General features: G+C 68.3%; 12 protein-coding genes, 1 rRNA gene and 1 pseudogene. 4 read left to right on the plus strand and 10 right to left on the minus strand.

The annotated features are described in order from the left end of the window. Nucleotides 1-121 (minus strand): 16S ribosomal RNA (locus tag LzC2_RS15750); the annotation flags it as partial. A gap of 582 nt (nucleotides 122-703) precedes the next feature. Here LzC2_RS15750 and metG point away from each other — a divergent pair. The 3 genes from metG to LzC2_RS15765 all read left to right on the plus strand — a co-directional run bounded on the left by metG (nucleotide 704) and on the right by LzC2_RS15765 (nucleotide 4,961). Next, a complete protein-coding gene (metG, locus tag LzC2_RS15755) occupies nucleotides 704-2,818 on the plus strand; it encodes a methionine--tRNA ligase (protein WP_171188741.1) in 2,115 nt (704 codons plus the stop codon). 80 nt (nucleotides 2,819-2,898) lie between these two features. Further along, entirely contained in the window at nucleotides 2,899-4,167 is a 1,269-nt protein-coding gene (locus tag LzC2_RS15760; RefSeq protein WP_171188744.1) for an SGNH/GDSL hydrolase family protein, read from the plus strand. A 74-nt stretch (nucleotides 4,168-4,241) separates the two neighbouring features. Continuing rightward, on the plus strand, nucleotides 4,242-4,961 hold the full coding sequence (locus tag LzC2_RS15765) for a 3-keto-alpha-glucoside-1,2-lyase-like domain-containing protein (RefSeq protein WP_171188746.1): 720 nt from the start codon (nucleotides 4,242-4,244) through the stop codon (nucleotides 4,959-4,961). 16 nt (nucleotides 4,962-4,977) lie between these two features. Here LzC2_RS15765 and LzC2_RS15770 read toward each other — a convergent pair whose 3' ends face one another. The 3 genes from LzC2_RS15770 to LzC2_RS15780 all read right to left on the minus strand — a co-directional run bounded on the left by LzC2_RS15770 (nucleotide 4,978) and on the right by LzC2_RS15780 (nucleotide 8,217). Further along, nucleotides 4,978-5,487, minus strand: a complete 510-nt coding sequence (locus tag LzC2_RS15770; protein ID WP_171188748.1) for a hypothetical protein — start codon at nucleotides 5,485-5,487, stop codon at nucleotides 4,978-4,980. Nucleotides 5,488-5,621: 134 nt separating this feature from the next. Further along, nucleotides 5,622-6,149 carry an adenine phosphoribosyltransferase gene (locus LzC2_RS15775; RefSeq protein WP_315854700.1) on the minus strand — a complete coding sequence of 176 codons (528 nt, stop codon included), beginning with the start codon at nucleotides 6,147-6,149 and terminating at the stop codon, nucleotides 5,622-5,624. A gap of 34 nt (nucleotides 6,150-6,183) precedes the next feature. Next, complete coding sequence (locus tag LzC2_RS15780) at nucleotides 6,184-8,217, minus strand: serine/threonine-protein kinase (RefSeq protein WP_171188750.1); 2,034 nt, start codon at nucleotides 8,215-8,217, stop codon at nucleotides 6,184-6,186. Nucleotides 8,218-8,341: 124 nt separating this feature from the next. Here LzC2_RS15780 and LzC2_RS15785 point away from each other — a divergent pair, with 124 nt between their 5' ends. Next, entirely contained in the window at nucleotides 8,342-8,734 is a 393-nt protein-coding gene (locus LzC2_RS15785; RefSeq protein ID WP_171188752.1) for a sirohydrochlorin chelatase, read from the plus strand. A gap of 162 nt (nucleotides 8,735-8,896) precedes the next feature. Here the strand turns inward: LzC2_RS15785 and LzC2_RS15790 are convergent, their stop codons facing one another. From LzC2_RS15790 to LzC2_RS15815, 6 genes and pseudogenes are all read right to left on the minus strand, one after another. After that, the gene (locus LzC2_RS15790) at nucleotides 8,897-9,367 is read right to left on the minus strand and encodes a hypothetical protein (protein WP_171188754.1); all 471 of its coding nucleotides are present in this window, start codon (nucleotides 9,365-9,367) and stop codon (nucleotides 8,897-8,899) included. A 349-nt stretch (nucleotides 9,368-9,716) separates the two neighbouring features. Then, nucleotides 9,717-10,532: an LPS export ABC transporter ATP-binding protein gene (gene lptB / locus LzC2_RS15795; protein WP_171188755.1), complete on the minus strand. Its 816-nt coding sequence runs from the start codon at nucleotides 10,530-10,532 to the stop codon at nucleotides 9,717-9,719. Between the two features lie 99 nt (nucleotides 10,533-10,631). Then, entirely contained in the window at nucleotides 10,632-11,696 is a 1,065-nt protein-coding gene (locus tag LzC2_RS15800) for a hypothetical protein (protein ID WP_171188757.1), read from the minus strand. 26 nt (nucleotides 11,697-11,722) lie between these two features. Beyond that, on the minus strand, nucleotides 11,723-12,343 hold the full coding sequence (locus LzC2_RS15805; protein ID WP_171188759.1) for a Uma2 family endonuclease: 621 nt from the start codon (nucleotides 12,341-12,343) through the stop codon (nucleotides 11,723-11,725). Between the two features lie 53 nt (nucleotides 12,344-12,396). After that, a complete protein-coding gene (locus LzC2_RS15810) occupies nucleotides 12,397-14,376 on the minus strand; it encodes an AAA family ATPase (protein WP_171188761.1) in 1,980 nt (659 codons plus the stop codon). Between the two features lie 130 nt (nucleotides 14,377-14,506). Beyond that, a pseudogene (locus LzC2_RS15815) lies at nucleotides 14,507-14,930 on the minus strand (hypothetical protein); the annotation flags it as partial.

Below are 14,930 nucleotides of genomic sequence, written 5' to 3' on the forward strand. Positions count from 1 at the left end.
CGACGCCTTACTACCCCGTTCGCCGCTGCTCAGAGGTCCGAAGACCTCGTCGCCGCACGACTTGCATGCCTAATCCACGCCACCAGCGTTCATTCTGAGCCAGGATCAAACCCTTCAAGTGACTTGTTGCCGGAGACCGTTCCGAAGAACAGCATCCGACGAAGACTCAGGTGTTTGATCCGCCGCGTCCTCCAAGCTCCTCTCCCCCACTTCGCGAAGAAGTCCGGGGAAAGCAGTCGGCGGCCGTCGCGCTCGCGTCATCGGTCCGTATGGTCCGGCGTCGCCTTTTCTTCAAAGGCGACTTGAAACTCATCTGGTACAGGTGCTCGAAGCCGTCTCCCGCAGCGAATCGCTGCCGAGACGCTTCGAGCGTCGTAGACTACCAAAATCGAATTGTCAAAGAGGCCCCGCCGGCGATTCGTCAAACGAACCCGCCGTCGAGGTGAGTCCCGTGAGGTCGGCGGCTCCGCGTTTTTGCTCGCGGCCTCTCCGTCCCGTTTGGGGAGGGGGATAGTAACGGCCCCTCGCTGATCGTCAACGGCCCTGGCGCGTGAATTTCGGAATCTTGCTCCAGATCCCCGTCCGCCCCGTCCTCGATGCTGTGGGGCGGGGGCGGTAGGGTTGCGCTTTCGCCCCGAACGGTCTCGTGAGAACGAAGGTCAGCGTCGGGCGCCGTTGCGTTCCGCCTCCCTGACGACAGCCCATGGCCGCCGAGACTGATCCGCCGAATGCCGACCTTTCGGCTCCCGCCCGCCGGATTCTCGTCACCAGCGCTTTGCCGTACGCGAACGGGCCGATTCATCTCGGTCACCTCGTCGAGTACCTGCAGACGGACATCTGGGTGCGGTTCCAGCGGATGCGGGGGCAGCGCGTCCTCTACATGTGCGCCGACGACACCCACGGCACCGCGGTGATGTTGTCCGCCCGCCGGGCGGGGGTGACGGAAGAAGCGTTCGTGGCTCAGGTGCGGGAGGAGCACCTCGCGGACTTCGATCAGTTCGGGGTGGAGTTCGATCACTACGGCAGCACGAACTCCGACGCGAACCGCACGCTCTGCGAACGGGTGTGGGGCGCGCTGACCGCAGCGGGGCGGGTGGAGGAGCGGACCGTCGCTCAGTTGTACGATCCCGCCGAGGGCACGTTCCTGGCGGATCGGTTCGTAAAAGGAACCTGCCCGAAGTGCGGGGCGGCGGAGCAACTGGGGGACAGCTGCGAGGTCTGCGGAGCGGCGTTCGAGCCGACGGATCTGATCGACCCGGTGTCCACGCTCTCCGGCGCGACGCCGGAGGTGCGGGAGGCGCCGCATCTGTTCGTCACGATCGAGCCGCTGCACGACTTCCTGCGCGAATTCGTCTCCGGCTCGCCCGACGGCGGGGCGGGGGCCGTGCCGCCGGAGGTGGCGAACTACCTCAAGGGACAATTCCTCGGCGATCCGAGCGATCCGAAGGAGTTGCGGGACTGGGACGTCTCCCGCCCCGCGGCCTACTTCGGGTTCGAGATCCCCGGCCACCCCGGGCAGTACTGGTTCGTGTGGTTCGACGCCCCCATCGGCTACGCGGCCAGCACGTTGGAGTGGTGCGAGACGCACGGCGAGAACTTCGAGGACTGGTGGGCCGCGGACGCCTCGAGCGAACTGCACCACTTCATCGGTCGCGACATCACCTACTTCCACTGCCTGTTCTGGCCGGCGATGTTGAAGACAGCCGGGATGAAGCTGCCGGATCAAATCCATGTGCACGGCTTCCTGACCGTCGACGGCGCCAAGATGAGCAAGCGCCGCGGGACGTTTATCCGCGCTGCGAAATACGCGGAGCATCTCGATCCCAGCTACCTCCGCTATTACTTCGCCACAAAGCTGACGCCGCGGTGGGACGACTTCGACCTGAACCTGGGCGACTTCGCCGACCGGGTCGACGCGGACCTGGTGAATACGGTGGTGAACCTCGCCAGCCGGACGGCCCGGTTCGCCAAGCCGACGGGGCTGAGCGAGACGTATCCCGACGACGGCGGCCTGTTCGCCGCGGGCGCCGCGAAGTCCGAACGACTGGCGTCGCTGTATGAGGCGGGCGACTTCGCCGCCGTGACGCGGGAGGTGTTGGCGCTGGCCGCCGCGGCGAACAAATACGTCGAGGACGCCGAGCCGTGGGCGATGAAGAAAGACCCGGCGAAGGCGGAGGAACTCCAAGACGTCTGCACCGTCGCCCTGAACCTGTTTCGTCAGGCGGCGGTCTATCTGGCCCCCGTGTTGCCGGAATTGGCGGCGAAAACGGAGGCGTTACTGAACTGCGAATGTTCGTCCTGGGAGGCGGCCCAAGCGCCGCTGACGGGGACGCCGGTTTCCAAATTCAAACACATGCTGACCCGGGTCGACCGGGCGAAGGTGAGTCAAATGGTCGAGGAATCCAAAGCCGAACACGCCGAGGCGGAAGCCGCGGACGCCCCCGCGGCGACCGGCGGCAAGGACTACATCGCCGAAGAGGCGTTGGAGCCGGAGTGCACGATCGACGACTTTCTAAAGGTCGATCTCCGCGTCGCCGAGGTGCTGGAAAGCGAAGCCGTCGAAGGCGCCGACAAGCTGCTGAAGCTCAAGCTGGGGCTGGGCGGCGGGCACACCCGGCAGGTGTTCGCGGGGATGAAGAAGGTCTACACGCCGGAGAGCCTGCTGGGCCGCAAGGTGATCTGCTGTGCGAACCTGAAGCCGCGGAAGATGCGGTTCGGCGTGAGCGAAGGCATGGTTCTCGCCGCCGGCGCCGGCGAGCCGGACATCTACATCCTCGCCGCCGACGACGGCGCCCAGCCGGGCATGCGCGTGCATTGAGTCGCATCAATCCGCCATGATGTCAGCGTCCCGAACCCGTCGAGGGTCCGGGACGCTTTCGTGCAACGAGGATACCGTCGATGACGCCGCTGTTGATCGCCCTGCTCTCCGTCGCCCCCGCGGGCGACCCGGCCGTCGACGCGGATCCCGCGTGGCTGCACGTGCGCGGGGGGCTGCCGCAGTTTCAGGCGGCGTTGAAGGGCGACGACCCGGTGCGAGTCGTGTTCTTCGGCGGGAGCATCACGGAGGGGAACGGGTATCGGCCGCTGGTTGAAGCGAAGCTGCGAGCGACGTACCCGAACGTCGAGTTCGACTTCCATAACGCCGGCGTCAGCAGCACCGGCTCGACAACGGGCGTCTTTCGTTACCTCGATGCGGCGACGGGCGACGGGAAGTGGTGGAGAGGCATGGGCAGCCCCGAGCCGATCCCGCTGGCGGCGGACTTGGTCATCGCGGAAGCCGCCGTGAACGACGATCAGGACGAACGCCTGCCCGCCGCGGATGCCGGATGGGGGATGGAGGGGATCGCCCGTCACGTGCACGTTTTCAGTGACAAGCCGAGCTTGATGTTCGTGCACTTTGTCAACCCGTCGATCCTGGAAGCGTTCAGGGCGGGAAAGCGGCCGGTCAGCATCGCCGCCCATGAACGGGTCGCGGAGCATTACGCCGTTCCCAGCGTGAACGTCGCTCAAGAGGTCGCCCGCCGGATTGATGAGGGTACGCTCACTTGGAAGGAATACGGCGGCACGCACCCCGGTCCCCCGGGGCACGAACTGGCCGCGGAGATGATCGTGACCGCCATCGAGCGTTCGCTGCAGCAGCAACCGGAGGGGGCGTCCACGGAGGAGCCATTGCGGGACGACGCTCTTGATATGGCGCTGACGGTGCCCGGGGAAAACGCGATCAACGCAGTCTGGGGGATTACGGCCGATGACGCCTGGACGGTGGGCGTCCCGGACTGGGATGCGCTGAAGGGAAGCGTCCGCGGCCGGTTTCAGGATCTCAAGCTGCTGCACACGGACGATGCGGGCGCCGTCCTGACGTTCGCCGGGTTGTCGCCCGCCGTGGGACTGTACGTCCTCGCCGGGCCGGACGCCGGGGCGGTCGAGGTGAGCGTGCCGGGCGAGGAACCCAAGATCGTGCAGCTCTACCATGAGCACAGCAAGGGGCTGCACTATCCACGGACGGTGTTGCTCTATCGCTCCGACGAACCGGCGGCCGGGCCGGTCACGGTGAAGGTGGTGCAGGGCGACCACGGCGGCACGGCGGTGCGGATCGTCGGCGTGGGGCTCGGCTTCATCACCCGCGACGTCGTCTCCGGGGGCGATGCGGAACCGGACACGCCCTGAGCGACGTATCGGCGAGCGCCGTTCGGTACGCTGGCGCGGTTCGTCCCCGCTCCCTCCGCCGTCAGGCTCCGCCCGTGTTCGCCGCTTCGTTTCTCGCCTGTTCCCTGATCGGATTCGCCCCGCCCGCCGTCGCTGAGTCGGGGGCGGTCTTGCTGGAAGACGACTTCAACCGGGCGGAGAAAGACGACGCCAAGGAGCAGGTCGGCGGCGGCTGGGGGACGAACAGCAAGTCCCGCGCGAAGGGCAACAAGCAGGTCGATCTGGTCGAGCACGACGGGGGCGGCGCCCTGCACATCACGATGCACCCGGAAGCCGACCACGGCGTCTCCGTCCGGCATGACGTGTCGGCGTGGAAGGACGGCACGCTCACGCTGCGGTTCAAGCTGCCGCCGAAGGGCGATCTCGGAATCGACCTCGCCGACCTTCAAGAGAAAAGCGTCCACGCCGGCCATCTGTTGATCGTCCGCGTGAAGCCCGACGTCGTCGAACTCCGCGATCACAAAGCCGGCGGCATGGACCTCGCCCGCCGCGAACGTCGCCAGGCCGGGACCGTCACCGCCGACGATAAACAGGTGATGAAGGACACCGTGCTTCGCGTGAAGACCGCCGTCGCCCCGAACGAATGGCACACGCTGACGATAACGACCACGGGCGACGTGCTGAGCGTTTCGATCGACGACAAACCGGTCGGCGAATTGAACTCCTCCGGTATCGGTCACCCCACGAAGCGGACCATTCGCATCGCGGTGAACAGCGAGTGCTGGGTGGACGATTTGAAACTCGTCGCCGACTGACCTGTCGGCCGGGGTGTCAGCCGGAGCGGTTGCCCGCCAAGGGCGTCGACCCGAGCCTGATTCGTTTCAGCCGCCGACTCCCCGCGAAGAGAAACGGGAGGTAGAGGGGGCCGAGCAAAACGCCGAGCCCGCCGGTCATCATCAGCCAACTGGCGACCGTCGGGTGCTTCTTTGGGCGATAGTTCGCTAACAAAAAGCCCACCACGAACAGCAGCACAGCGACATAAATGAGTACGGCGGCCTTCAGCGCTTCGGCCCTCGGCGGCCATTCAAAGTTCATCGCCACGATCCACACGAGGATCAATCCGAGGAGGGAGATCGTCCATCCTAGCGGAATGAATATGCCCTGCCCGGTTCGAATCTCCCGCGGCGCATCGGCCGTGGCAAGGCTGAGATACGGATAGCGCACCGCGCAGTAGAACGACAGCAGCAGTCCCGCCACGCCCGGTGCGCACGCGATCGCCGCGACGATCCAGAACCAAGGCGGCGGTCCGGCGGCGAATTGTTGCGGCAGCAGGGTCTCCAACGGTTTCCGCGAGATGCCAGCGATCGCCACCGCGGCCGCGGTGAGGGCGCACCCCCGACGAGCGGCGATAGCCTGCCAAGGCAGCGTGGCTTCGTCGAACTCTAACGGCAGCTTCGGCGGACCGATCGGAACCATCAATACGTCAGCGCCGCGGTCACTGGCAAATCGCCGAGTTTGTCGCGGCCGTTGAGGAAGGTCAGTTCGATCAGGAACGCGGCGGCGGTGACCTCAGCGCCGGCGTTGCGGGCGAGATCGGCGCACGCCGCGACGGTGCCGCCGGTGGCGAGCACGTCGTCCACGATCAGCACTTTCTGACCGGGCGTGAGGGCGTCGGCGTGCATTTCCAGCATGTCGTTGCCGTATTCCAGGGCGTACTCCACCGAGCGCGTTGCCGCCGGCAGCTTGCCCGGCTTGCGGACCAGCACCACCCCGCAGCCCAGTTCGAGCGCCAACGGCACGGCGAACAGGAATCCGCGGGCTTCCACCGCCAGCACGGCCTCCGGCGGATTCGCCCGATACGGTTCGGCCATCACGCGGATCGCCTCCGTCAGCGCCTCGCGATTCGCCAGCAGCGGCGAGATATCCTTGAACACGATCCCCGGCTTGGGGAAGTCCGGTATGTCGCGGATCTGGTCGGACAGATTCATGGGGACCAGAGTCATCGCGGGGCGTCGCCGGGGGAAAGGGGCCGGCAGGCTAGCGGGCGGCGGGGTCCGGCTCCATTCCGTCACTCTCCGCGGCTCCGCCGTCGAGCGAGCCCCGCAGAGCGATCGCTTCGTTCAGGATCGACTCGGCGGCGGGGTCGTCGGCGTACAGGCCGATCAGGCCGTCCAGCATGCGGCGCGCAGACGCCAGATCGCCGACCTCCGCGGCGGCGCGGGCGTCGATCAACGCCGAATCCGCCAGCGCCGGCACCCTCGGCGGGGGAACGGACAGATCGGCCAGCATCGCTTCGGCGATCCGTCGGTTCTGGGCGAGTCGCTTGGGCGGATCATCCGCGGCGGTGGCGTCGAGGAAGTGACGCAGCGTACGGGCCGCCGCGGGGCGATCGCCGGTCGCGGCCTGATGAGCGGCCAGCCGCAGGAACCGCTCCGCTTCGTCGGCGGGCGGGTCGGCCAGCGCGCGACGGCGAGCGGCAGTCTCGATCTCGTACCGTCGAACCCGATCCGCGAGCTTCTGGGCCTGATCGACGGTATAGGCCCGTGCTGCGGGGGTGAGCGAATCGCCGGGGTTGCCGGCTGCCTCGCTGCGATTCTCGATCTCCCGAATCCCGTTGGGCGCCAGCAGGGGCGTGAGGTGACGGTCGCGGGCCCGCGTCCAGACGGCGCCGGGCGGTTGTTCCAACGCGGCCCGGGCTGCGGCGAGGTGTTGACCGACCGTCATCTCCGCCGGCGGCGGCAGGGGCGAGGAGTGATTCTCGATCCACAGCACCCCGCCGGCGATCAGCAGCGCCAAGGCGGTGACCAGCACCCAGGTCTGCTCGAAGAACCGACCGACGGGTCCGTCTTCGTCCGTCTGCGCCAACGCCCGCACGACGCCGTTGCGGACGAGGGTCGCCGGGCCGGGACCCTGGCGGGGAAAGGCGAGATTCTCGTCCGAAGCTTCCGACGCCTCGCCGTCGGCGAGCCGTCCGCCGACGGTCGAGCGGTCGGCGGGCTTGAGACCCGTTTCCGTCAATGTGAGGCTCGTCTCGTCGGTCTCTTCATCAGCCGCCGGGCGGGTCGGACGATCGGCGAGCGGCGTCGCGTGGCTCGGGTCGACTCCCGCCGGACTCCCGCCGACTCTTTCCGATTCGAGGATGGACTCCCCGCCGTGAGTCCCCGCGACGTAGTCCTCTCTCCGCACCGCCGCGAGGAGCCGGTTCGCGACGACGCGGGCGTCCGGCGGGCGATCGCCGGGCGATTTGGCGAGCAGCTCGCAGATGACCGCTTCGACCGCCTGCGGGCAGTCCGGGGCGTAGCGGCGGGGATCGTCGAAGCGACCGAAGCGGTGTTGTTGCAGCACCTCCACCGCCGACTTGCCCCGAAACGGCGGGACGCCGCAAAGGCTGGCGTAGAGGACGGCGCCCAGCGAATAGAGGTCGCACTTCTTATCGACCCGCTTCCCGGAGGCCTGCTCCGGCGCCATGAACTCCGCGGTGCCGATCACGCCGCCGGTTTGCGTCAGGCGACCGGCGGCGAACAGTTGGGCGACGCCGAAGTCCACCAGCGTGACGTGCCCCACGCCGCCGGCATCGTCCTTCCCGCGAGAACTCAGAATGAGGTTCGACGGCTTGAGGTCGCGGTGTACCACGCCGGCGTCGTGGGCGGCTTTGAGGGCCGTGCAGATTTGAACGCCGAGATCCACCGTCGCCCGCCACGACAGCCGCCGATCGCGCCGGAGCCGCACCAACAGCGTTTCCCCCTCGACGTATCGCAGGGCGAGAAACGCGACGGCGTCGTCGTTCGAAGCGTCGTCGGTCGGATCGGCGTCCGCGGGGAGCAGATCGCCCTCGGCATCGACGGTGCCGCTGGCCAGGTGCCCGGCGATATGCGGATTGTTCAGCCGACGAACCGTTTCGACCTCCCGCGCGAAGCGTTCTCGAAAGCCGGGTTCGCGAGCCAGGGCGGCGGGCAGCACCTTCACCGCGGCGTGGTCGCCGCTCTCCTCATGCGTGCCGAGGTAGACCGTCCCCATGCCCCCGCTGCCGAGTTTCCGCTCCAGCAGGTAGGGACCGACGCGGGGGAGCATGGGGCGATGGCGGACGGGAAAAGGCGGAGGGCGGAAGGGGCGGTGAAGAGTCCGCCGTTCGCTCCGGTTCAGGGTACGCTGCGACGCGACATCCTTCCGCCTTCCGACTTCGTCCACTCGCTTTATGAGAGCCGCTCTGCTCATCGCCCACGGCTCCCGCCGGAAGGAAGCGAACGACGATTTGCACCAATTGACGGAGCTGGTCGTCCAGCGGGGCGGGTTCGACGTGGTGGAGCCGGCCTTCCTCGAACTGGCCGAGCCGGACATCCCCGCCGCGGCCGCCCGCTGCGTCGAACGCGGGGCGACCGAAGTCCGCATGCTGCCCTACTTCCTCAGCATGGGCGTGCACGTCGCCGAAGACCTGGAGGAACACCGGGCCGCGTTCGAGACGCAGTACCCCGGCGTGCGATTCGAGGTGCGACCGCCGCTGGGCCTGCATCCCCGTCTGGTCGAGGTGGTGTTGGAGCGGCTGGGCGAGGCTGCGGAGCCGAGCGGAACCGCTCGTCTCGGTTCCTGAGCGTCAGTCGAGGGTCACTCTATCTGCGGAATCGAGCGTCGCTTGCGGTTTCGCGGCGTCGATTTGTGTCTGGAGCGCTGCGAAACCGCAAGCGCCCAACATCGCGAGGACGCTGATCTGAGGCTCAGCGCGGCCCGTTACTGAACGATCGAACCGCCCGGCCTACAGTCGGTCCGGGTCGAGGCGGGCGCGGTTGACGTCGATGCGTTCCAGCACCGTCAGCACGGCCTTCATGGGCAGGCCCCATTCGCGGGCCCACAGCAGAATGTGGAGGTTCTCCCAACCGGATTCGACCCGGTCGAGAATGCGGTCGGCCAGTACGTCTCCGCTGGCGATCGCCTCGTGAAGCGTCCCGAACGTCGCGGGATCGAACTGGTCCCACCGGACCCGGCCGGCGACATGCTGCAACTGACAGGCCCGACAGAAGTGCGCCCACCGGGTCGCGTACCAATCGCGGAGGGCGCCCTCGCCGGCGTCATAGCCGTTTCGCTCGCTGACGAGCCATTTGTGCCGCTCGGCCTCCCGATAGGCCCGCTCGTACAGGTTCATCGCGCCTCCTCCGTCAGGTTCCTCCGCAGACGGGGGAGCGGATCGGCAGGCGAAGGCGAGCGCCGCGGTCAGCGAGACCTGCATTTCCCCTTCGCCGATGTCCCACCCTTCGCACACCGCCGGGATCGCGGTTGGACATCGCGGACGAGCCGCGCCAGCGGCAGATGAGCGAATCGAGACTGCGGGCATGGCACAATTTCCCGGATAGAGACCGGAACCGTGAGGCGAAAGCCAGTTATAGTGCCCGCCACGTTGGCGTGACAGCCGGGTTTTCGGGCATTTTGAGCAATTCTACGTCCGATTGCACTGCCTGGAGGGACCGTTTGGCCCTGTGCGGCTTTTCGCCGCGGCGCAAGCGGGCGCCGAACTTGAACAGTCCGGGCGTCGGCGGGACGGCGGCGGGCCCACGGCGGTACGGCCCCCCGGCGACCCGTTAGTCCCCGGAACGGCGGGGACCGTCGAAGGCGTCGCGGCCTTCGAGGATGCTGCCGGCGTCGAACCGGGTGCCGAAGTATTTTTCTTGGGCTTCTTTGTTGGAAAGCACCTCCCGTGCGGTCCCGCCGGCGATCACTTTCCCCTCGTTCACCACGTAGCTGCGATCGGTGATCGTCAGCGTTTCACGCTCCCGGTGGTCCGTCAGCAGGATGGAAATCCCGGCGTCCCGCAGGTCGCGGATGATGTCCTGAATGCTGTGGATCGTGACCGGATCGATGCCGGTGAACGGCTCGTCCAGCAGAATCAGGTCCGGCTTCGAGGCGAGGCAGCGGGCGATCTCCAGTCGACGCCGTTCGCCGCCGGAGAGGGTGCTGGCGGTCTGCTTCCGCTTGTCGTCCAGGCCGAACTGCTCCAGCAGGGCGTCGGCCCGTTTGCGTTGGGCGGGCTTGGTGATCGGCTGGAACTCCAGCACGGCGTACAGATTTTGCTCGACGGACAGCTTCTTGAAGACGCTGTCGTCCTGCGGCAGATAGCCCATCCCGCGCCGCGCCCGTCGGTAAAGCGGCCAATTGGTGACGTCCATCCCGGTCAGCGTCACGCGGCCCTCGGTCGGGACCGTCAGGCCGCAGGCCATGCGGAAGGAGGTCGATTTCCCGGCCCCGTTCGCCCCCAGGAGACCGACGATCTCGCCTCGGCCGACGTAGAAATCGATGCCGCGCACCGCTTTCTTCCCGCCGCGATAGGTCTTCACCAATCCCTCGCAGGAGAGAATCGCGTCGGGCGGGGCGGGCGTGGGGATGTAGCTGTCGGACATCGCCGCCTCTCGGGAAGCTGGCTCGAATCACGAAACGCGGGACCGTTCATCCTAGACGCCTCGGCGAATTGCGGGCACCCCGGTTCGCCGGCCGCACGGTCACGGGGCGATCGGCAGCAGGGCGATCACGTCCAAAGGCCCCCGTCCGCCGGATTGATACTTCTTCGCACCGCTCTCGGACAGCACGGCCAGCCGCGGCGGAGCGCCGGGCGCCGCGGGGACGAAGGCGATCCCTTCGCTCATCGGCGGGAATGTCGTCTCTCGCACGAAGTTCCGTTCATCAAGGAACCAGAGCGGCACGTCGCGGCCGTCGAGCGTCGCCGTCCGGTGCGGCGGATCGCCGGTGGGGTCGCGGTAGACGACGAGGGAACTGTCGTTCGTTCGCCCATAGGACAGACTCAGCACAATCTCGCCCGGTTCGCCGGAGGCGTTGCCGTTGATTCGATCACCGTTGCGGTCGGCGGAGGTCGGGGGCAGAAAGCAGAGCCCCTGAACCCGCTGCCGCACGGACAGGATGCCCGTGACGCGGCCGGTCGGATCGCCCGGGTCAGAGCGGCAAATCCAGGCGTACTTCGAGACGCCCGCCCGATCGGTCACGTGGTGGGTCGAATCGGTCGGATAGTCCTTCGAAAACAGCGCATAGCGGGCGAACTCGCCGACCCACAGTTCGCTCCCCTCGGCTCCGATGCGGGCGGTGCAGCAGTCGGCTTGCGTTTCGTCCTCGCGCTCCGCCGCCGCGGCGAGCGTCGGCGGCGGCGTGTCGGAAAGAAACGGCGCGAGCGGATAGCGGAGCACGCGGCCATCGGAGGCGAGGAACAGGTCGTCTCCGATCGCCGCGAGGCCGCCGACGTGGCCGGCGTGCGGCGTGCCGTCCGGCTCGGCGAGCGCGACGACCGCCCGCAGCGTGCCGCTCTTCGCCTCCACCACCGAGACGCAGGACGCCGCGGCGTCCGCTCGGTCGTGAGAGATCAGGAAGCAGGCCGGGGCGTCGTCCGTCGCGGGCGTCCAGGCGAGTCCCTGCGGCACGGCGCCTTCGCGGAGTCCGGGGATCACCGGCCCGGCGAGCGTGCCCGGCGGTAGTTTCAGCCCCTCAAACGATCGAGCGGGAGCCTGCGTGAGCGGCGGCCCGACGACCGCGACCAACAGCAACGCGGCGAAGGGCATGGACGCAGGAGGACGCGGGGAACGGATTACTCCGCCGGCAGAGCCCGTCGGTAGAGGTCTCCGACCGCGATCGATCCGCCCAGCGTCGGCAGCGAAACCGACGCTGCGCGATCTTCGTGCGTCTCCAATGCCCACGCCGTCTCGGCGTCCGGCCGGCGATGGCATTCGATGCGCACCGCGTCCTGGGCGATCAGCCAGTATTCCCGCATCGACGGCGTGTTCAGATAGCAAGCCTGCTTCTCACCGCGATCGAGCGCCTCCGTCGAGGGGGAGAGAACCTCCGCGATGAAGATCGGGTTCCGCACGACGTCCGTCACTTCGTCCAGCATCTCCGGCGGGTTCGGAAGGACCATGACGTCCGGGTAGTAGAACGCGCAGGTCGGGGGACGGAACTTGAGCGACTCCGTATGCACCTCGAAGCGGTCTTCGTCCAAGAGATCGGCGAGGAGATGCGAGAGCTTGCCGACCAAACGGCTGTGTGCGAGGCGGACGCCGGACATTTCTCGAAGGGTTCCGTCGACAAGCAGTTCAGTGCGGGCTTCCTGCGATCGCTCGACGCTGCGCTCATAGGCGAGATACTCCGCCTCGGTGAAGCGCCGGGGGCGGCGACGGGCGGCGGGCGGCGGCGGGACGAGGGTCGGCGGCATTCGAGGTTCCTTTCAACGCCATTCTATCACGCCGGGCGAGCGCGCTTTGGGTCCTACTTCTTCGCCAGCCGAACGCGGGCGAGGCGGGCGTATTCCGGGGCGGCGCCGGGGCGGGGCAGCGTTTTCAGCTTCACCGGGCGCCAGTGCGGGCCGTCGGGGGCGCTCGCTTCGCCGTCGTCCTCGAACGCCGGCAGCTTCGGCGGCGTGCCCGGCGGGTGGTCGGCGGCGGCGGCGGGGTGCAGGTAGACGCGGCGGCTCTCCACCAGTTGGGCGATCTCCGCGGCGAACGTTTCGTCCAGACCGGACCAGATCACCGCTTTCGGGTTCGCCTTGAGCGCCAGCGCCAGCGGTCCCTCGACGGGGGCGAAGGGGGAGAGCGCGTCGATCAACGCCGGGAAGGTGGCGCCGTCTTTGGAGGCGAGGAACTCCGTGATCGCCGCCCGCACCTGTCCGCCGGCGGCCAGCCGACCCCACGCGGGGCCGCCCGGCGCCTCCTGGCCCTCGGCGTCGCCGCCGCCTTTGCGTTCGCGTTCCATCATCCGCAGCACGCGGCTGTCCGGCGTCGCCGGGCGGGCGCGGGTGCGGCACCACTCGCGCAAGGCGAAGATCTGGTCTTCCATCGTGACGCTCAGCGGGACCGTCTCCTCGATCGCCTTCTTGAAGTCCTTCTGAGTCGGAGAGGAGCCGGCGGTGTGGGCGTCGATCAGGGCGGTGGTGATCGCCTGGGCCAACTCGGCGCCGCTGTGCCCCTCACCGGTCTCGGCCAGTTCCTCCAGATCGAACTGCTCCGGGTCCTGCCCGCCCCGCTTGAGATGAACGCGGAGGATGTCCTGCCGTTCGTACTCGTTCGGGAGGTCGATGAAGAACAGTTCGTCGAAGCGCCCGCGCCGCAGCAGTTCCGGGGGGAGCGCCTCGACGGCGTTCGCGGTGGCGGTGACGAACACCGGGGCGGGGCGGTCCTCCATCCAGGTCAGCAGCGTGCCCGTCATACGGCGGACGGCGGATTCGTTCGCCCCGCCCTCACCGGTCGATCCGGCGAAGCCCTTTTCGAGTTCGTCCAGCCAGAGCACCGCCGGGGCAATCGCGGCGACGCTGGCGAGCGCCTGCCGCAGGTTCTTCTCGCTCTGACCCTGCTCCGAGGCCATCAATGCGGCGACGTCCAGTCGCACCAGCGGGAAGCCGAGGATGCGGGCGGCGACGCGGGCCGTGAGGCTCTTGCCGCAGCCCTGCACGCCCAGCAGCAGCACGCCGCGCGGCGCCGGGACGCCGCGGGCGGCGGCCTCCGGGCTGAAGGCGGCGGCCCGTTTTTCGAGCCACTCCTTCAGGTTGTGCATCCCGCCGACGGCGTCGACGCTCTCATCAAGGCCGCGGAATTCCAGCAGGTCCCCGCCGCTAACCAGTCGGCGCTTTTCGTTCACCACCGCCCCCAGCGGATCGCCGCCGTCCTCCGCGGCGCTCGATCCCGACAGGGCGAGCGTGAAGGCGCGGCGGGCGCTGTCCCGGGTCAGGCCGCGGGCGGCGTTGACCAGGCGGGTGGCCAACGCGGCGTCCGGCATCGCGGAGCCGGCGTTCTGGGCGGCGGCGCGGAGATCCTCCTCCAACTCCTTTGGGCCGGGCGGGGGCAGATCGACGGTCGCGGCGTCGGATTCCAGCGAGGCCGGCAGCGGCGTGCGATGCGCCATCAGCAGCACGGCGGACCCCTGCGCGGCCAACTCGGGCAGCGCCTCGCGCAATAAACGAGCCCGGGTGGGGTTCTCGAGTTGAGGGCCGGCGTCGAGGAGCAACATCAGCGTTCGAGACGGCGGTTCGTCTCGCATCGCCCGCAGATGGCCGACCATGTTGAATCCCTTCTCCGCGGCGCTCCAACGGGCCAGGGAATAGCCCGCCTCGTCCGCGGCGTCCGTCAGGGCGTCGATCCAGCGACGTTCCTCCGCCGTATCGAGGACCAACAGCGAATACCCGGACCGCACCCGGGCGAAGACGTCGGCGACGGCGTCGGCGGTGAGGTCGGGCGGGGCGAGGACGGCTGGCATCGCCAAAGCGTAACGCCGAGCCTCCGCGGAGGCTCGGCGTGACGGGCGCACGAAAACACCGCCGCGGGAGGCCCCGCGGCGGTGCGATCGGTTCTGAACTGTCAGCGGGAGATCCCGTCCTCGGGGAGGACTAGATGTCGATGCCGAGCAGTTCCTCTTCTTCTTCCAGGATGATGATGCGGGGGGTGACCATCATCATCAGGGACTCCGTGCTGCGAGCCACGCCGGTGTTCTTGAACAACCGGGAGACGTACGGCAGCTTGTTGAGGATCGGCACGCCGGCCATCTCGCGACCTTCGCGGAGGCGCTTGATGCCGCCCAGCAACACGGTGCCGCCGTCCGGGACGGAGACGGTCGTGTTGACGGTGACGATCTCCTGCAGGGGCAACTGGATGGTCAGGTTCTGGAAGTTGCCCGCTCCGCCCACGCCGCCGGCCACGCCGGCGACCTGCTGGGGCAGGGTCTGAAGGAGAGCGTTGCGGGCGAGGTGCCCGCCGCCGATCCCGCCGAAGCCGCCGGCGCCGCCGCCGAAGCCGGCGCCGGCGGCTTCGGCG

The sequence above is a fragment of the Alienimonas chondri genome (assembly GCF_013036045.1).
Taxonomy (GTDB): Bacteria; Planctomycetota; Planctomycetia; order Planctomycetales; family Planctomycetaceae; genus Alienimonas; species Alienimonas chondri.